At 44.6% G+C, this 18,409-nt stretch carries 16 protein-coding genes; 15 read left to right on the top strand and 1 reads right to left on the bottom strand.

Annotated elements, in window-relative coordinates:
- The first annotated feature begins 31 nt into the window (after positions 1 to 31).
- The 9 genes from ACNKU7_RS10310 (at position 32) to ACNKU7_RS10270 (ending at position 9,266) form a co-directional block, all read left to right on the top strand.
- Positions 32 to 1,009, top strand: coding sequence for a sulfotransferase family protein (locus tag ACNKU7_RS10310; protein ID WP_418296899.1), 978 nt, complete (start codon positions 32 to 34; stop codon positions 1,007 to 1,009).
- A 14-nt stretch (positions 1,010 to 1,023) separates the two neighbouring features.
- A complete protein-coding gene (locus ACNKU7_RS10305; protein ID WP_418296898.1) occupies positions 1,024 to 2,022 on the top strand; it encodes a glycosyltransferase family 2 protein in 999 nt (332 codons plus the stop codon).
- Positions 2,019 to 2,969, top strand: coding sequence for a sulfotransferase domain-containing protein (locus ACNKU7_RS10300; protein ID WP_418296897.1), 951 nt, complete (start codon positions 2,019 to 2,021; stop codon positions 2,967 to 2,969). The genes ACNKU7_RS10305 and ACNKU7_RS10300 overlap by 4 nt, the downstream gene beginning before the upstream one ends.
- A 70-nt stretch (positions 2,970 to 3,039) precedes the next feature.
- Positions 3,040 to 3,861, top strand: coding sequence for a 2OG-Fe(II) oxygenase (locus ACNKU7_RS10295; RefSeq protein WP_418296896.1), 822 nt, complete (start codon positions 3,040 to 3,042; stop codon positions 3,859 to 3,861).
- A gap of 52 nt (positions 3,862 to 3,913) precedes the next feature.
- Positions 3,914 to 4,912 carry a glycosyltransferase family 2 protein gene (locus tag ACNKU7_RS10290; RefSeq protein WP_418296895.1) on the top strand — a complete coding sequence of 333 codons (999 nt, stop codon included), beginning with the start codon at positions 3,914 to 3,916 and terminating at the stop codon, positions 4,910 to 4,912.
- Positions 4,913 to 4,974: 62 nt separating this feature from the next.
- Positions 4,975 to 5,685 (top strand): WecB/TagA/CpsF family glycosyltransferase, encoded by a 711-nt coding sequence (locus ACNKU7_RS10285; RefSeq protein ID WP_418296894.1) that lies wholly within the window; start codon positions 4,975 to 4,977, stop codon positions 5,683 to 5,685.
- Positions 5,686 to 5,689: 4 nt separating this feature from the next.
- Positions 5,690 to 6,661, top strand: coding sequence for a glycosyltransferase family A protein (locus ACNKU7_RS10280; protein WP_418296893.1), 972 nt, complete (start codon positions 5,690 to 5,692; stop codon positions 6,659 to 6,661).
- Positions 6,651 to 7,871 carry a glycosyltransferase gene (locus ACNKU7_RS10275; protein WP_418296892.1) on the top strand — a complete coding sequence of 407 codons (1,221 nt, stop codon included), beginning with the start codon at positions 6,651 to 6,653 and terminating at the stop codon, positions 7,869 to 7,871. The genes ACNKU7_RS10280 and ACNKU7_RS10275 overlap by 11 nt, the downstream gene beginning before the upstream one ends.
- Before the next feature lie 6 nt (positions 7,872 to 7,877).
- Complete coding sequence (locus ACNKU7_RS10270) at positions 7,878 to 9,266, top strand: hypothetical protein (protein ID WP_418296891.1); 1,389 nt, start codon at positions 7,878 to 7,880, stop codon at positions 9,264 to 9,266.
- Positions 9,267 to 9,439: 173 nt separating this feature from the next.
- Here the strand turns inward: ACNKU7_RS10270 and ACNKU7_RS10265 are convergent, their stop codons facing one another.
- Positions 9,440 to 10,336: a sulfotransferase family protein gene (locus ACNKU7_RS10265; RefSeq protein ID WP_418296890.1), complete on the bottom strand. Its 897-nt coding sequence runs from the start codon at positions 10,334 to 10,336 to the stop codon at positions 9,440 to 9,442.
- Positions 10,337 to 11,454: 1,118 nt separating this feature from the next.
- Here ACNKU7_RS10265 and ACNKU7_RS10260 point away from each other — a divergent pair.
- The 6 genes from ACNKU7_RS10260 to ACNKU7_RS10235 all read left to right on the top strand — a co-directional run bounded on the left by ACNKU7_RS10260 (position 11,455) and on the right by ACNKU7_RS10235 (position 18,133).
- A complete protein-coding gene (locus ACNKU7_RS10260) occupies positions 11,455 to 12,855 on the top strand; it encodes an undecaprenyl-phosphate glucose phosphotransferase (RefSeq protein ID WP_418296889.1) in 1,401 nt (466 codons plus the stop codon).
- A 42-nt stretch (positions 12,856 to 12,897) separates the two neighbouring features.
- Positions 12,898 to 14,088, top strand: a complete 1,191-nt coding sequence (locus ACNKU7_RS10255; protein WP_418296888.1) for an outer membrane beta-barrel protein — start codon at positions 12,898 to 12,900, stop codon at positions 14,086 to 14,088.
- A 25-nt stretch (positions 14,089 to 14,113) separates the two neighbouring features.
- Entirely contained in the window at positions 14,114 to 14,653 is a 540-nt protein-coding gene (locus ACNKU7_RS10250; protein WP_418296887.1) for a polysaccharide biosynthesis/export family protein, read from the top strand.
- A 7-nt stretch (positions 14,654 to 14,660) separates the two neighbouring features.
- On the top strand, positions 14,661 to 16,847 hold the full coding sequence (locus ACNKU7_RS10245) for a GumC family protein (RefSeq protein ID WP_418296886.1): 2,187 nt from the start codon (positions 14,661 to 14,663) through the stop codon (positions 16,845 to 16,847).
- Positions 16,848 to 16,911: 64 nt separating this feature from the next.
- Positions 16,912 to 17,661, top strand: coding sequence for a tyrosine-protein phosphatase (locus ACNKU7_RS10240; protein ID WP_418296885.1), 750 nt, complete (start codon positions 16,912 to 16,914; stop codon positions 17,659 to 17,661).
- Between the two features lie 322 nt (positions 17,662 to 17,983).
- Positions 17,984 to 18,133 carry a hypothetical protein gene (locus ACNKU7_RS10235; RefSeq protein WP_418296884.1) on the top strand — a complete coding sequence of 50 codons (150 nt, stop codon included), beginning with the start codon at positions 17,984 to 17,986 and terminating at the stop codon, positions 18,131 to 18,133.
- Positions 18,134 to 18,409 lie beyond the last annotated feature (276 nt).

The following is an 18,409-nucleotide window of genomic DNA, read 5'->3' as shown; positions in this document are numbered from 1 at the left end:
GGGACGGGCCAGATAGTAGGAGGACAGGGATATGTCTCGCCTTTCAAAAATTGATCCCGCAAACCAAGCAAATACGCTGGACTCTCCTGTATTCGTGATCGGCCCGTTGCGGTCGGGTTCCACGCTGCTCCGTCTTTTGATGAACCACCATCCCCAAATCTACATGTTCGGTGAATTTGAAGGCGCGGTATCACAGGCGAAAGGGGACGACTGGCCGCCGATCCACGAATACTGGCGGTTTGTTAAGACTGATCGCCAGACGAGTGCGATGAACTTACTCATCGATCAAACACTTGATTACCCTGATCTGGTCAAGGATTTCCTCGCGCAGCATTATGCCCGTAATCCAAAGCCCATAATTGGTGCGTCGATTCATTCCCGAGTCGATCTGCTATTGAAACTGTGGCCGAATGCCCGACTGATACACTTGCATCGTGACCCGCGCGATGTCGCGCGCTCCTGCATTGGTATGGGGTGGGTAGGAAATGTCTATGAGGGCGCCAAAATTTGGGTAGAGTTTGAGGCTCGCCGAAAAAAACTGCAGGAACAGGAAAACGCCAACCAATCAATTTCATTAAGTTACGAGCGCTTAGTATCAGATCCGGAAATAGAGTTGACTCGGGTATGCGAATTTCTTTCGCTGCCATATGACGAAAAGATGATTGAAATTGAGGAAGGCACTACCTACCAGAGGCCATCCGTAAAGTACGCTAATCAATGGATGTCCAGGCTGTCTCCACGTGAGATTCGCTGGGTCGAATCGCAGGCAGCACATTTGATGGAAGAACAAGGTTACACAGTCACCCATAAAAGCCAGTCAAAAGTCAGCAGGATTGAAAAAATTTTCATTTTGCTGCAAAGCCGCTACTACCGAGCCACATTCAACATAAAGAAGTGGGGCGCATTCCTATGGTTGCAGCATGTCATTGCCAAGCGAAGCGGAATTGAAGCTTGGATCGATCACGTGAAAATCCGAACGAATTCCATTGATCGAGCCTTTCTCAAGTAGCGATAAACTAGAACATGAATACCTCTAAGTCCGTGGAACTTGCAGTAGTCATCGTAAATTACCGAACGCCTAGTCTGGTTATAGATTGCCTAGATAGCTTACTGCCAGAGATCAGTGAAATTAATGCCGAAATTGTCGTTGTCGACAATGCATCCGGGGATAACTCCCTTGAGGAAATTGAATACTGGCTAATGGGCCGGGTCGAGAAAGAAAGAAGCGTCGTCAAATTGCTTCAGTCAGAAGTAAATGGAGGGTTCTCGGCGGGAAATAATATCGGTATACGTGCGGTGACGTCGAAATACTATTTATTGCTGAATAGCGATACGATCGTCCGTCCTGGCGCGATAGAAATTATGTTGCATAAAATGCGTCAGCGCCCAGAAATTGGCGCGCTCGGCCCCCGCCTGGAATTCCTCGATAGCACGCCGCAGATCAGCGCCTTCAGAAAACGGACAGCATTAAGTGAGTTAATACGTGGAGCAGAGCTGAGTCTCGTTACCCGTCTCTTGAAAAACAAAAAAGTACCTATCGAAATTGATGACATAAATTCTGGCATAGAATGGGTCAGTTTCGCGTGCGTACTCATACGTTCTGAAGTGGTCGATAAGATTGGACTTATGGACGAAGGCTTCTTTATGTATTTCGAAGATATTGAATATTGCAACCGCATGAGAGCCGCGGGATTCAAAATAGAGCAGGAAGCCTCTGCTAGAGTCGTGCACCTGCGCGGAGGAACAGCCTCGGTTAAAAGCGACTTGGCACAGCGCAATCGGCTACCGAGATATTTTTATGAGTCTAGGGCTCGTTACTTTTCGATCCTTGGTGGTAAACCCAAATTGATCGCAGCAAATATCGCGTGGATTTTTGGGCGCATCATTCGGACTGTAAAACTGATAAAAGGGTTTGGCGCGCTTACATCAATTCCATCTGAATGGAAAGACATTTGGATAGGCTTAAACAAGTCACATAAATACGAGACTAAAAGCAACTCTCGTTGGCAGTCTCAGGCATGAAAGAATTACACGGACAACTTGAGCCTTCTATGAAGAAAAAGCCAAGCTTTCTTATCGTAGGTGCAATGAAGTGCGCAACGACGACGCTATACGACCAGCTTAAGTTGCAGGCCGGCATATTTATGCCAGAACTAAAAGAGCCTAATTTCTTTAGCGACGATGAAATATTCAATCTTGGCCAACATTGGTACGAAAACTTATTCGATGCTGCGAATCCGGGCGATATTCTGGGAGAAGCCAGTACTCATTATACAAAGCTACCAACATATCCAGAAACTATATCACGAATACAGAGTTACCTTGGAACGCCAAAAATAATATATGTTATGCGCGAGCCAGTGGATCGGTTGGTATCACAATATATCCATGAATGGAGTTGTGGAAAGATCAATGTTTCCATAGATGAAGCGATAGTGGAGCATCCCGAGCTAATTAAATATAGCCTATACCACTACCAGATAAAACCATATCTGGAAGCTTTCGGCCGAGAAAACGTATTGCCAGTATTCTTTGAAAAATTAAAGAAAGATCCGCAAGAAGAGCTAAATCGAATAGCGCGTTTCATCGGAGCGCCGCATGACGTTGAATGGAAAAAAGAGCTTCCCGCTAAAAATATTTCGAGGGAAAGAGTCCGTAAATTTCCATTGTCTAAGATTCTGATACATAACGATCTTATGGCCACTTTGCGACGTGCGCTGGTGCCTAAGTCTGTGCGAATCTATGTAAAGAAAAAGTTTCAAATGAAAGACCGACCGAAAATGAGTGAAGCTGCTCGGAAGAAGGTTGAGTTGGTTCTTAATGAAGACATGCGCCTGCTCGGTGCAGAGTTTGGTGTTCAGCTTGACGTGAGCAACTACAAAAAACAGGTTACAGATAACTATTTGTATTGGGTGAATAGGGAAAATAACAGCCAAGAACAACGTAATGTCACGCACGATGGTGCCTAGCGGCTTAGCTATCTTAATCCGGGAAATTCAAACTGAATTACCCCGCTGACTTATTTTGGGGAGAGGGTAGATGGAATCGAATAGTATCGGAACTGATTACAGTCGTTTCGTTCCGTGGGAAAAGCTCGATAAAATAGCTACGGAGAATGCTGAATCTTATAAGACAGCATACCCATTTGCTCATGGTGTATTTGACAATATTTTTGAGCCTAAGATTCTGGATAAAGTAATTCAGGAATTCGAAGAGGGTGACAAGAAATGGCAGTCGTTCGAAAACGACTACGAACGAAAGAAGCAAATGAATCGCGATCTCAGCCTAGGTCCGGTAACTCGAGCATTGATTCATAACCTGAATTCAGCCCCCTTTTTGGAGTTTTTAGAAAAGCTGACCGGAATTTGTGGATTAATTGCGGATCCGTATTTACACGGAGCTGGATTGCACAAAATTGAAAGGGGAGGCAAGCTCGGCGTCCATGTGGACTTCAATGGTCATAAACGGATGAATGTTTATAGACGATTGAACGTGCTTATATACTTGAACAAAGACTGGCGGCCGGAGTGGGGTGGAGACTTCCAGCTTTGGAGTAATGACAAACTTACTTGTGAGAAATCTGTCCCACCTCTATTCAATAGGATGGCTATATTCTCAACCACTGCCAATAGCTTCCATGGTCACCCCGAGCCACTTCAGTGCCCGGAAGATCGAAAGCGTATCTCGTTAGCTCTTTATTACTACACTGCTAATGACCATGGTCCACAAAGGAAAAAGCTTCATAGTACGCTATTCCTAAACGAGCGGGGAAAGGCCGAGCAAATTAATAAGCCAAATGGAATTCTCCATCGTATTAAAGGTCTTTTCATCGATAACCTTCGCGGGCTGAAAAAAACATAAGCTTAAAAAGGAGCAATTATCTGGCAAATATATAAATCGAGCTGGGGTGAACATGGAAATAGAAGGCGAATCTGATATCGGAATTGTTGTTATCGGGCGTAACGAAGGTGAGCGCTTGAGGTCCTGCCTTTCTTCCCTTCAAGAAAGCCATTGTGAAGTCGTATACGTCGATTCAGGATCAACTGACAACAGTATAGAACTAGCGAAAAGCTTCGGATGCACGATTGTAAAGCTTGATATGAGCCGACCATTCAGTGCTGCGCGTGCCAGAAACGCGGGAGTTGAATCCCTATGCCAGATGGGAAACAAATTTGATTTTGTCCAATTCCTGGACGGCGACTGTGAAATGGATTCGAAGTGGTTGATTAAAGCCCGAAAGTTCCTTACCGAAAACCCGTCGACGGCAATCGTTTGTGGAAATCGTTATGAGCGGTTTCCAGAAAAAACGGTATACAACAAGTTATGTGCAATGGAATGGCAGGGTGAAGCGGGTGCAACGACAGCATGTGGTGGGGATTCACTGGTGCGGCTAATTGCTTTCCAGCAAGTAAATGGCTTTGATGAGAGCTTCATTTGTGGCGAAGAGCCTGAATTATGTTTCAGACTTAAAGCCCGCGGATGGCAGGTCTACAGACTCGACGAGCCGATGACCAAACATGATGCTGATATGACCAAGTTGAGCCAGTTTTTGATGCGCGCTCGAAGATCTGGGCACGCGTATGCTCATAACGCCGTTAAACACGGTAGGTGGTTGAACCGTTTCAGGCTGCGTAACGTAGCCAGCATATTGCTGTTTGGTGCATTTATACCGCTAGTATCCATTACTCTATTTTTTACGATCGCTCCTTTTTATGCTTTGTTGTTGCTTTGTATCTATCCACTTACGTGGCTAAAAATGCAGATGAATAAGCCCAGGGGGCGTCAGCCGAAAGACCATATGATCTACAGCGCATTTGTGATCATTGGGAAATTTGCACAAGTTCTGGGAGTTATAGAGCTCGCTATAAATAGTTATAGAAAAAGACAAACATTACTCATCGAATATAAATAAATTTTGGAGTGGAAAACTTGCGCAGGGAAGTTATCAGTCTCGGCTTTTGCCGGGTAAACAACTTGGATATTGAAGAGGCGACTCGCCAAGTTCTCGTTCTTGCCAAGTCAAATTTGCCACATATCGTAGTAACTCCAAACATGGATCATGCAGAACGACTATGTAAAGAGGGTGCCGATTCGGAGTTTGTTTCCGCCTACAAAGAGTCATCGCTAGTGCTCTGCGATAGCAGAATACTTCAAAAACTGGCGCAATGGGCTGGCGCCGGGATTCCAGAGGTAGTTGAAGGCAGCAGCCTTACTGAGAAACTATTTAATAGCGCTTTAACTTCTCAACACAAAATATGCATCCTGGGTGGACCGCCAGAAGTCATTGTAAAGCTCAGATCTCTGTATTCAGATCTGAATATTTGCCATTTAAACCCGTCAATGGGTTTTATTTATAAAGCTGACGAAGTCGCTTCAATATGCGCCTATGTTAAAAAAACTGATGCGGACTTCATTTTTTTAGCTCTCGGCTCACCCCAGCAAGAATTACTGGCTAAAAGGCTAAAGCATAGCGGGCTGTCTCGTGGCGTCATATTGTGTATCGGTGCCTCAATGCTGTTTCTAACAAATGTCGAAAGTCGGGCGCCGGTATGGATAAGAAATTTGCGCATGGAGTGGTTTTATAGGATGGTGCAAAACCCACGCAGGTTGATTGCTAGGTATTTTGGTAACGCATGTTCTGCAATGACAATCTTCAAGCAAATAAAGCTGGCAGGAACTAAATAGCGCTATGAGTAGTAAACGTTACCTTGTTATATCTCCGTGTCGTGATGAAGCCGAGTACATGGAGAAAACGCTGAACAGCGTAATCGAGCAATCTGTCAAACCTGACTTATGGCTTATCGTGGATGACGGATCTAAGGACGATTCAGCCAGGATCCTTTCTGAATACGAAAGTAAGTATGATTTTATTAAAGTGATTACAAGAGAGGATCGCGGCTTCCGCGCTGTGGGGCCGGGTGTCATCGACGCCTTTTACGAAGGCTATAAGTCTGTAGATGCTAAGCGATATGAGTATATCTGCAAGCTCGACCTCGATCTAATATTGCCACCCACATATTTTGAGTCATTAATCTCCGAAATGGAGAGAAACCCCCGCTTGGGTTCTTGCAGTGGAAAACCATATAACCTACGACGCGGAAAATTAGTCAATGAGCGCCGAGGAGACGAGCTTTCCGTCGGCATGACGAAATTTTATCGATCGACATGTTTTGAGCAGATAGGTGGTTTCCGCAGGGTGGTCATGTGGGATGCAATCGATTGCCATAAAAGTCGCCAACTGGGGTGGCAAGTGGCGAGCTGGGATAAGCCTGAATTAAGATTCATTCATTTGCGAGTAATGGGATCAAGTCACATCGGCGTTCTCACGGGAAGAATGCGACATGGCTTTGGCCAGTACTATATGGGTACCGACGTATTGTATATGGCAGCCAGCGCAATATTTAGGATGGTCGAGTACCCATTTATTGTCGGTGGAATAGCCATGTTTTGGGGGTACGTAAGGTCTTATTGGAAGGCAGAGAATAGGTTGAATGATGTCGAGCTGATAAAGTTTATCCGAAAGTTCCAATGGCAATGTTTAGTTTTGGGTAAACGTAAAGCCACTGAAAAGCTAGAGAGCGAAACTGTTGGAAAGTGGGATCCATTAAGAAAGTCAGAACCAATGCCTTTAGCTGGATTGGAGGCTGTAAGTGGCCAGTAGAATTGCATATCTAGCCCCGGAACTTCCTGGCGCATCTTCAACATTCGTATATAACGAAATTTTCGCTTTAGAAGATATGGGTATAGAGATATTCCCGTTCTCGGTACACAATATAGAGCTGACAGGAGAAGGTGAACGGCTAGCAGAGCTTACCAAGCGCCGCACGGTAATATATCATGGAAATTGGTTGAAACTTCTGAGCGTCAATCTTCAGGCTTTTTTCAGACATCCATTAAATTATCTCAGGACCTTAAAAATTGCTATAGGCGACGTATTTTCTACAAGAAATAGCCTAAAGCTGTCTGTTGGTCTGATGTATCGGTTTTTACACGGGGTTGCGCTAGCCTGTCGATTGACTGATTTACGAATCCAGCATCTCCATGCTCACTTCGCCCATGTTCCTGTCGACATATCAATGTATGCAGCTGCATTCTCCAAAATTCCGTTTAGTTTTACAGCCCACGCTAATGATATATTCCAGAGGGGTTATTTATTACCTGAAAAGGCTAAGCGTGCAAAATTTGTCACTACGATCTCAAGTTTCAATGTCCAGTTTTTGATAGACAAAGGTGTACCAACTGAAAAGCTTCATTTAGTGAGGTGCGGCATTGACTCGAGTCAGTTCGAAACGAGAAAGCACAAGGAAAAATCTGGGTTAACAGTTTTTGGCTTCATCGGCCGGCTAGTCGAAAAAAAAGGAATAGATGTCCTACTGGAGGCCTGTGTAAATTTAAAAAACCAGAATCACCAGTTTTTAGTTGACGTTGTCGGTGATGGGCCGCTATTGAGTCAAACAAAAAATTCAATCTCAAAGTTAAATTTGCATAAAGAAGTGAGTATGAAGGGGAGCTTGCCCCACAAAGAAGTTAGTAAGTGGCTAGACACCATTGACTACTTGGTTCTCCCTTGTAAAAAGGATCGCTTCGGTGATATGGACGGGATTCCCGTTGTATTGATGGAGGCAATGCTAAAAGGTGTTAGTGTTATTACAACGGATATATCTGGGATACCTGAATTGGTAATACATGGGGAAACAGGTTTTTCAGTAGAATGCAATAAAGAAGCAATTTCGAACGCTATGCGAGAAGCGATTGATGAGCCTGAATCCCGTAGAGAAACTCGTATACAAAAAGGTTCCGAGCTGGTTAAACGTGAATTTGAACTTTTTAGAAACTCGAGAAAATTAAATTCTCTATTTGCTGAGATTTAAGAGTATATGCCAAATACATTTGCATATGCGGTATTAATGTTTTTTCCTCTTATTTCTATAGTTTTATACATTAGGTGTAATACTTTAACCGCCACTTTTTGGACAATCGTTGGCGGTTATATGTTTTTACCAGTAAAGGTTGTATTTGATTTTCCATTAGTACCACCTCTTGGTCAGCAAACGATACCTGCGCTCTGTGCTATATTCGGATGCTCCACCATAAAGCGTCATTCCATTCAGTTTATCCCGCGTCAAAGATTTGAAAAAGCAATAGTTTTTATACTGCTTTTTTCTCCAGTTCTCACTGTCTTAACGAATATGCAGCCATATTTTAATGGCGAAAGCGTTAAGCCTGGGATGAGTGTTCAGGACATTATCTCTTCAATAGTTCAGGCCTACCTCGAAATAATTCCATTTTTAATAGGGTTGTCATTGGTCAGTAAAAGGGAAAATTATCTGCATTTTCTTAAATTGATGGTTGTAGCCGGGTTGATTTACTCGCCTCTCGTTTTATTTGAGATTAGGTTTAGTCCACAGCTACACAGTGCAATCTATGGTTTCTTTCCTCACGAGTTTAAACAGCAAATAAGACTCGACGGCTTTCGTCCGGTTGTATTTATGGGCCATGGATTATTGGTATCAATATTCTATGTCGCTGTATTCTTGTGCTCTGTGCAACTAGCACGCTTACGATCTAAAGTGCTGGAACAACCTGCGTTGATTTTCGCAACTTATTTTTTAGTAGTGCTGATTTTATGTAAGTCTGTTGGTGCTTGGATACTTAGTTTAGCGGGGCTGACTATTCTATGTTGTGGCCAGAAAGTCGTAGTAAAGTTTGCACTCACGTTAGCGATAATAGTTTTAATATATCCGTTACTGTCGATGTTTGACATTTTTCCCCATGAGAAATTACTTAGCTTACTCTCAATTTTCGGTGAAGAGCGAGTGGCATCTCTCGACTTCAGGTTCTTTAACGAGAGCATGCTTTTGGAGCATACGCGTGATCAGTTTCTATTTGGATGGGGCGGATGGGGGCGCAATAGGCCTATTGGTGTTGTGACAGATGGATACTGGGTGATTAGGCTATCAGAGTCTGGAATCGTGGGCTTTCTAGGCACGTTCTTGTTGATATTATCGCCGGTGATACGCGGCCGAAGGCGGTTTCACCAAGCAACGCAGGTGGGAGAGCTAGATAGTTTGGCATTTACTATGCTTTTTACTGCATTATTGGCAGTTAATCAGATACCGAATAGCTCAATGTATAGTTGGCTTTGGTTTTCGATTGGTGTAATGGGTGGGTATGCGGGCTCAAGGAGCGCTCGCAATATAAAAATAACTAATGCTAGAAGCTCACATAAACACGGGCAAACACTTTATGAACAGAATACGGAATAGAGAGATCCAATCGACCACTTCACTTCTGAAAAAATGGGAGCCATAAATACTTTATGAAAAACGAATTATCGCATGGGTCTTATCTCGAAAATTAAGGGTTTTCGATCGTCTAACATTCATTAAGCGAGACTATATGTAAAAAAGAAACTAAATGTTTATATTTAATTCACTAGTTAAACCTTCCAGCTGGGAGGAAGTTCCCGCCCGAGCCATTGTTCGAGAGCTACTGTCTCATCATAGAAATAGGCCAACAATTTTTGTCTCGTATCTGAATCAGGCTGCTTGGGTAGATCAACGGTTTTATGTATGTTTTTTGCAATATATATCACATACTTATTTCTAGAGGTCTGTTTTGAAAGCCACCGCAGGAATTGACGGGGAAAAATAATTTTTAATACTTTGCCCATTATCGACTTCTTAAAATTATTCAATACAGATTTAAAATGTCTTCGGCCAGTCTGATCGCCCGCCCGATTCGCGTGTATCAAGCTAGCCACCCCGATGTGGGGTAAGCCAAGAAAATCATATAACCTATTCATTGTCGACTCCGCACTATTGCGGAGGTCATCAAAAAGAATAATGTGAATTTGTGACCTATCAAATAAAGTCGTGAAATTACTGATCTGTTTAAAGTAACGACTTGCGTCCAATATTTCCGGGTATGCCTCGATCGCATCACAAAATTCAAGAACGGGCTCCCCTGCCATTGCATGCTCATTCATTCTATGAAGGTAGTGCGACCAGCATCTTTCAACCGGATGTCTGAGAAGATAGATTATTCTAGCGGAGGGTTTGACACTTTGTATTCGTTCTGCGACATAGGGATAACAAACTGAGCGAGAATAGCCTGTCGAGCATTCTCCAAGTAAAGAATCTGGATCTGAATTTTGGAATAATGACTGGTACCAGGATTCAGCCCCTTCTTGTAAAAACTTTTCGGAGAAATATTCAGGTTCCTTGGGGTATGAAAGGAATATTTTGGGGTGATGTTCTAGCATATGGTATAGCGAAGTGGTGCCAGCCTTCATTGCACCAATGAGAAAAAAGTCGGGGTAGTGCATCGTTTTCATAAAGATTTCAAAATCCCAGTGTGTAGACTAGGGAGTAAGCATTGACATTGTATTTTAGGCTTCAAGAAATTATCGGACAAAAAAGCACCTGCGCTAGGTCTGCGTCTATCCGCTGATGAAGTTGGTGCAGTCAACGAATCGGTGACGGCATCAGTTGCTAGAAATATCTTAGCTAGTTGGCCTCGATTATCCCTACTTAACTCATCCCGGACAATAGGTTTTTATTGTAATGTTATATTAGGGTAAATTTTTTAGAAAATAGTTATCGTTAAGTTTGAACGCTTTTGAGATTGAAAAATTTTGGAATGTTAAGTGATAGTGAACTAGTCGGTTAAGGATGCCTTCAGTTGATAAGAGACATTGCGTGAACGATTTTAAGCAAGTGCGAGACTTTATTCGTTGGAGTATGGCTTGCAAAATATTCCGATCGATACTGTAGTGGAGTGACTATCTTGCGTGTAATTCCTGATTTCCTGGTGGGGATCCAGCCTTTCATGCGAGTACATCCGGCTTACGGAGGGGGGTAAACCCTCCTTGAAAAGTTGAGGTGTAGAAGGGATGGTCGAGTGAGCTGGAGCGTAAGTTCACTCTGTCTAGATAACCGGCAAAGAAGTAGGGTCTATGAGTGAGGTAATGATCAGGCATGATTCGAAGCTCAGAGTTATTGGTATAGATCTGGCAAGTATTTTGCATTAATAAAATTAATTGGTACGCGGAAGTAATATCATCGGATGACGTAAATTCAATTGTATGAACTAAGGTTCGACCTGAATCAAATATTGCGCATTGGCGTGTAGATCAACGAGAATTGATCAAGCGTACGTCAGTTCAAGAAAAAAGTTGAATTGCTTCACACTTTGGTTTCATAATCAACAGCCAGCTCGAAGGTGGCGCTATCGAAGTTGATAGGTTGTTGTTCAGGATGAGCGACTCTCTAGATAGGCGTAACAATTTATCAGATTTATTGGATTCTGTTACTTCGTCTTAGATTTTCGAGCGTTTGGGCGTTAAAATCTACAACGCAATTATCGGATATGCCGTCGGTTTTCGTTTGAGTTGCTCGCCCAGGACGTGTGGCTGGCTTACAACTGGCGGTTTTTTGTCCCAGGGAGGGGATAGTGGAACAAGGATGGATGCGCAGTCGCCAGAGTGGCATTACTGCGCTATATCGACTTTTCGATGTCTTTCTCATTCAGGGCAGCCTGTTGGCGTGCATCCTGTATCTAGATGTAATACCGAGTAAGGATTGGGTGATTGCTGGCCTGCTTGCAGCGATCAGCTTTGCGTTTGTTGCCGAATCCGTTGAGCTTTACCGTTCTTGGCGTGGCGAAACCTATTTCCGAATTCTAGGAACAGTAACGCTAGCCTGGGCTGTCGTCTGTATCATCTTGCTGATCTTGGGCTACGCGGCTGCAGCTGAAGGCGCTTACGATCGGGTAGCGATAGTCTGTTGGTTTTTTGTGACTCTCTTAGGGCTCGCATTTTGGCGATTCTGCTTGCGTCAGCTGTTGTTCATATTACGGCAGAAAGGGCACAACACGCGCTCATGTGTGATTCTTGGTTGTACGGATGCTGGCTATAAACTGGCTGGAGACCTTCGTCTAAACCCACAGCTGGGTATTAAAGTCGAGGGTTTTTATGAGGTCAGTGGGTTCAATGATACCTCTCGAATTGCAAATCAGTTTTCGTTACTTGGCGATGTAAGCGACGCAATCAAGCGGGCGCGTTCAGGCGATTTGGATCTGGTCTTCATTGCTTTACCTATGCGTGCCGAAGATATCATCAGTGATATTTTGGACGAGTTTTCAGACACGACCGCTACCGTCCATATTCTTCCCAACTTTTTCGTTGCTAAAATGCTTCACGCTCGCTGGCATCAGGTTGGAAGCAGCAGTCTTCTTAGTGTCTTTGATACACCAATCCAGGGCTTCGACAGTTGGCTTAAGCGTGTGGAAGACCTGGTTATCGCGTCCACAATTCTTATCCTTATTTCCCCTTTAATGGTGCTGATCGCACTTGCAGTAAAATTTACTTCGGCAGGGCCAGTAATATTTAAGCAGCGTCGGTATGGACTAGACGGAAGAACCATTTATGTGTGGAAGTTCCGCACAATGAAGACGATGGACGACGGTGATAGAGTTGTACAGGCAACGCCTGATGACAAACGTATAACGCCACTTGGCAGATTTCTTAGGCGGACATCGCTAGATGAATTGCCGCAATTTTTTAATGTACTGCAAGGCTCGATGTCAATCGTCGGTCCCCGACCTCATGCGGTAGCTCATAACGAAGAGTATCGACGACTGGTCTCTGGTTATATGCTAAGGCATAAGGTTAAGCCGGGGATAACCGGGCTGGCACAAATAAATGGCTTTCGCGGCGAAACAGACACGCTCGATAAGATGAGCCGTCGTGTTGAGCAGGATCTCGAATATATACGCAGGTGGTCGATCCTGTTAGATCTTAGAATAGTTTTCTTGACCATATTTAAAGGTTTTTTCAATAAAAACGCATATTAGTGGGAACAGAGGCGCTGAGGGTAGCTATGCAGAGATATGATTATGCTTGACCAGATTCAACATCGTATTTCAGGCAGGGCTTTATCTGCGGTTACGATTTTTTTTGCGGCCAACCCTACAGTTTCTATTGCTGCTGACATAGAGCTATTTAAAGGTGGCACAGTTTCAGCTCAGGCTAAGGCGTCGGCCCTCTACGATGACAATATTTACCTGCAAGATACCGCTCCAATAAGCGCTTGGTTAACGGTTTTTACACCTGAGATATCAGTTGCAGTCGAAAGCGAAAAAGTATCATTTTCCTCATCCGCCGTATCAAGAATCGGTAGCTATCCAGGTGGTGAGCGTGCGTCGTTCAAGGATTATCTAGGCTCAGCAGATTTTCGATGGCAGCCGATGTCAACATTAGGGCTCACAGCTAGTGGTAGATATTCTGACGCTAATCAGCGCGTAAACGCCGACGAAAGCATGCAGCTTAACCCCGTTATAGAAGCAGAAAGAGTCATTTCTCCGGAGGCAGAGATCGGCTTGGTCGCAAGCACGCCATCTAAAAGAAGCCAGATCAAATACTCTATAGGCAGCGAGAGTCAGGATTTCTTCGGTGAAGAGAGAGATTTCGATAACGACTACACCAGATTGGAAATCAGTTATCGTCTGACACCACGTGTCATACTGACCGCAGAATCAAGTAATTCAGAGATAACATACAAGGATGTTCTTGATAGAGATGCTCTTGATAGCGAAGAAAGAGGTATCTTCGTCGGGGCGACTTACGATTTGCCGAAAACTAAGATAACTGCGAGATACGGAAAGTCTGAGAAAAATTTTGCCTCCGCCACGCGAGAAACAAGATCCGTTCCTGTTTGGGATGTTGGCTTAGACTGGAGTTTTAGAACGTACAGTGGCTTCAAATTAAATTTTTCAAAGACAGTTCGTGAATCTTTAGGGCAAGCCGGATTTATCGAATCTAGTAGTGGGGCTTTATCCTGGCACCATCAATGGACAAGTAAGTTTCAGAGTAATTTTGCGTATTCACAGGCCAAAGGTGAATTTTCTGGAATCGACAGGGAAAGGGCGCTGCGTATTAGTGGTGTTTCTTTGCAATATTTATTCGCCGATACTTGTTTTCTTGGCGCAGGTTTTACTTCGACCAGGAGTGACGATGAATTGAATGGGTTTGAGGATATTTCAGTTGAGCGAAACGAGATATTTCTTAGTATTTCCGGCCCGCTGTAGGCAATAATTAGGGGGTAAATCGAGCGTGAATACATACATGCCGTATAAATTGTTTATTTTTTCAATCGTATTGTTATTTGCAGATATTGCTTTAGCGGAATCCGAAATAGGGTATCGCTTGGGTGCTGGCGATAAGGTATCGGTTCGCGTTTACGGTGAGAGCGACTTGAGTATTAGTCTTTTGTTGGACGAAAGCGGCGTTATCAATTACCCATTCCTTGGTGAAATTAAGGTCTTTGGACTTACCCCTGCCGAGCTCGAAGAGGTGATAGTTTCAGGGCTGAAGGGCGATTACTTGGTAAACCCTAACGTTGCTGTATCAGTAGTTGAGTATCGGCCTATCTATATATACGGTGAGGTCAGGTCTCCCGGCAGTTATAGTTACCAGCCGGGTTTAACTGTAGCGAAGGCAGCGGCATTAGCGCAAGGGCTTACCGAGCGGGCATCAGAGAATCGGGTCTATTTAATTCGGGAAAATGAGGGCGAAGAATCGAGAGAGAAAATCGATATGTCAACTAAGTTGTATCCCGGAGATACGGTAACCATTGAGCAGGGATTCTTCTGAGTCTGTTATGGATAAAATCCGAAATACTGATGTGGATGATGCCGAGATAGAGCAATCAGGCTCATTTGACCTTATGATCCCGCTTTTCGTGATTTACGAAAAAAAGTGGATCATACTATTTTTTGCATTTTTGGTGTCGGCATTCGCATTCCTTTCGGTGAGAAACCTACCGAACTACTATGAAGCTGAAGCCTCCTTATTGTTTGAAGATAATGAGGCCAATGTGGTTGCAATTCGTGACGTCTATGAGGTAAGTAGGAAGCGTCGAGAGTTCTTATCTACGCAGGCTGAGATAATCAAGTCGAGAATCGTCGTTGAGCGGGTAGTCGACGACCTTAATTTACTTGAACATCGGAATTTCAACCAGCGCAACAAAAGCTGGATAGATGATCTCAAGTCCTCTATTGGGTTTCAGGCCGAGGTTGTAGAAGTCGATCCTTCAGAGGCAAGAAACCGTAAGCGTGAAGTAATTATCAAGTCCATCCTTTCTGGGTTAAGTGTTCGTCCTATACGCAATACGCTTTTAGTTAAAATTTCTTTTCGATCACGGCATTCTGGTCTGGCCGCAAGCATTCCGAATGCTGTAGCAAAGGCGTATCTTGAAGAGCAAATCGATGAAAGAGTCAGTGTTACCGAGAAGGCGACAGGTTGGCTCAGTGATCGCTTGATCGGGCTAAAGGAAAAACTTGAAGAGTCAGAAAAAGCTCTCAACAATTTCCAACAGCAAGAAGATCTTGTCGATTTGGAAGGTGTCCGTGGTTTGGCATCTCAAGAACTTAATGAGTCTATGGGTGCTCTTTTAGAGGCGCGAAGAGAGCTTAAACGTACTCGTGTCATTAATGATGAGATAAAAGGTTCTAAATACTCAGAGGATGAGCTGCTCAAGCTGCCCGAAATCCTTAATAGCCCATTGGTGCAAACGGCCAGAGCTGGTGTCGTGGAAGCGATGGTGAACAAGAATGAGTTAGCCCAGCGCTATGGACCCAAGCATCCGAAGATGATGGCGGCCGATGGGGAATTAAGGGCAGCAAAATCCCAGTTGTCTGCTGAAGTGAAAAATGTAGTAGCCAGTATTGAAGTGGATTACCGGCAGGCCAGAGAAAAAGTGGCAGACCTGGAGCATGAGCTGACTTCCGCGAAAGGAAACTTGCAGTCCGTTGCGCAAAAAGAAGTAAAATATGATGAGTTAAAGAGAGAAATCGATATTAATCGACAGTTGTATAACACCTTCTTAACTCGTTTTAAAGAAACCAGAGAGGTGTCTGGCCTAAACACGCCAGTCGCGAGGATCGCCGATCCGGCAGTAGAGCCGAGATATCCACTTTCTTCTAAGAAGCGCCTTTGGGTACTTATCGCATTTGTAGGTGCAGCAGGATTCGCCGCAGCTGTTTTTGTTGGTCTCGATCTATTCTTAAAGCCAGGCATCCGCAATCCGCAGGATGTTTCAAATAAGCTAGGTCAAGATCTGATCGGACTAGTGCCCGAGTGTATGCTAGACAGTCAAAGCTCTATGCCTTTACACGCATACTTCGATAGTGCTGCTTCTCGATTTAGCGAGGCGATACGTACACTTAGAACTGGTGTGGTACTATCAAAATTTGAAGACGGTTCGAAAGTGATCTGTGTTACTTCTGCCGCGCCAGGTGAGGGAAAAACGACGATCGCATTGAATTTGGCGTTTTCTCTGGGGCAGCTAAATAAGGTATTGCTGATCGATGGTGATATGCGGCGTCCCACGGTAGGCTCGCGCTTCTCGATGCCGCCAAATCGACCAGGTCTTGCGGACATCCTGTCAGGCCATTTTGAAGTGACTGAATGCGTATTTCGCGATGAAAAGAGCGGAATAGATGTAATTCCAGCAGGTATAAGGCCTTTGGATCCGCAACGATTATTGAGTTCACAACAGTTTGCAGCGATTTTAGCTCGGCTAAAGTCACAATATGACCGGATAATTATAGATACTCCGCCGATCCAGGCCGTTAGCGACGCCTTGATCATTGCGCGAGAAGCTTCCTCATTGCTGTATGTGCTTAAGGCTGAGTCAACAAGTATCGGCGTTGCGCGTACCGCTATTTCCAGGTTGCACTCGGTAGGTGTCGCTGTTGATGGGGTAGTGCTAAATAGGATTCAGTTGGAAAAGAGAGGTATATACTCCGATAGCTATTATGGATATGACTACTCAGCCTGTAGTTAGTGATCTTATTGTCGCCTTCAACAATGAACTTCCTGCCTGATGCCATAAAGGCGAGCAGCACACTATGATCGACTTGCATAGTCATATTATTCCTAAAATTGATGATGGCCCCAAAGACCGTGATCAGAGTTTAGAGATCCTGAAGGCCGCAGTAGACGATGGGATTACGCACATTGTTGCTACTCCTCATATTCACCCTGGGCGCTACCCAAACACACTGAACAGTATTACATCGGCTTTTGGTTCATTCCTGGAGTTCCTCAAAACCAGCGAGATAGAGATACAGCTTGCGCTGGCGGCAGAGGTTCGCATAACTGATGAGCTAGTGGATTTAGCCTTGCAGGAAGAGTTGCCGATGCTCGGGTTCTGGTATGGAGATCCGGTAGTTCTACTTGAAATGCCGCATAGCCACATTCCTCCAGGCGTGGATCAGTTACTGGGCTGGCTTACGAAAAGAAATATCCGGCCTATGGTGGCTCACCCTGAGCGAAACAAAGACATTATCCGGGATATTGGAAATATCGATGTGTTAGTGAAAACCGGTTGCCTGTTTCAGGTCACGGCAGGCGCTCTCACTGGCCAATTTGGTATACCTGCGCAAATGAGGGGAGAACAACTTTTGAAGCGGGGGCTAGTCACCGTGCTGGCATCTGATACGCATCATGCGATCCGACGTCCCCCCAATTTATCAGCGGGCCGGATAGCAGCAGAGGCACTGATTGGCGAAACAGCGGCTTGGAAGTTGGTTCTTGATAACCCTGCAGAAATCGTAAAAGATCGTTTTTTTGCTTCTTGCTCACTTAAGGCTGGTTGATCCAGGCTTTTTCAGAGTTGTAGCTGCTGCCCACCACCCGCCTTTACCTTTGAGATGATCTCCTGGCCAGCTTGCTTTGACCTTAACTTGATTGCTCATAAGGCGTAGTCCTGCGCCACAGGCAGCTACAGGGTTATGGATGGACAGCTTGTACCTATATATGTAGTCGCGGTTTCCGAGTGTCCCCCGGTGAGCTCGTATCATGTGCCGGTCTGTGGATATAGAGTCACACATATAATCGAAAATCACTTGTACAGGTCATGCATGCGCCGTATAGTTCGCGCCCTCACCGCTGCAGAGGCGGCGAGGTTGGCGGGATAAGTTGCTGATTTTCAAAGAGTTTTTCCTCGAAAAGAAAATCAAGAAACAGCTTGCCAAGGTCGGATCGGTCGCTATAATGCGCGCCACTTCGATGGTGTCGCCAGGCGGCATCGTGAAGTCGACCGGGGCTTTGGTAGCCTTTCGGGATTGAGGAGCAGCGCTTTCGGAGCCTGGTTTTCAAGCCTGAAAAAAAGCTCTCAAAAACAGCTTGCCAAGCGATAAGAGCTCGATATAATGCGCGCCCTTATCGAGATCGCCGAGAGGTGGTCAAGAGTTCTGGGGCGCCTTGATTTATAAGGGTTTCAGAGCAAAAAAAGTCTGCGAAAAAGCGCTTGCTAAAGCAGATCGGATGTGTAGAATACGCGTCCCACAGTGAGAGCCTGGCGCTCCACTGAGTTGTTTAAAAATTCGATCAAGCAATATGTGT

The organism is Microbulbifer weihaiensis (assembly GCF_048323715.1).
Lineage (GTDB): Bacteria > Pseudomonadota > Gammaproteobacteria > Pseudomonadales > Cellvibrionaceae > Microbulbifer.
This window is presented reverse-complemented; position numbering and strand designations above follow the sequence as displayed.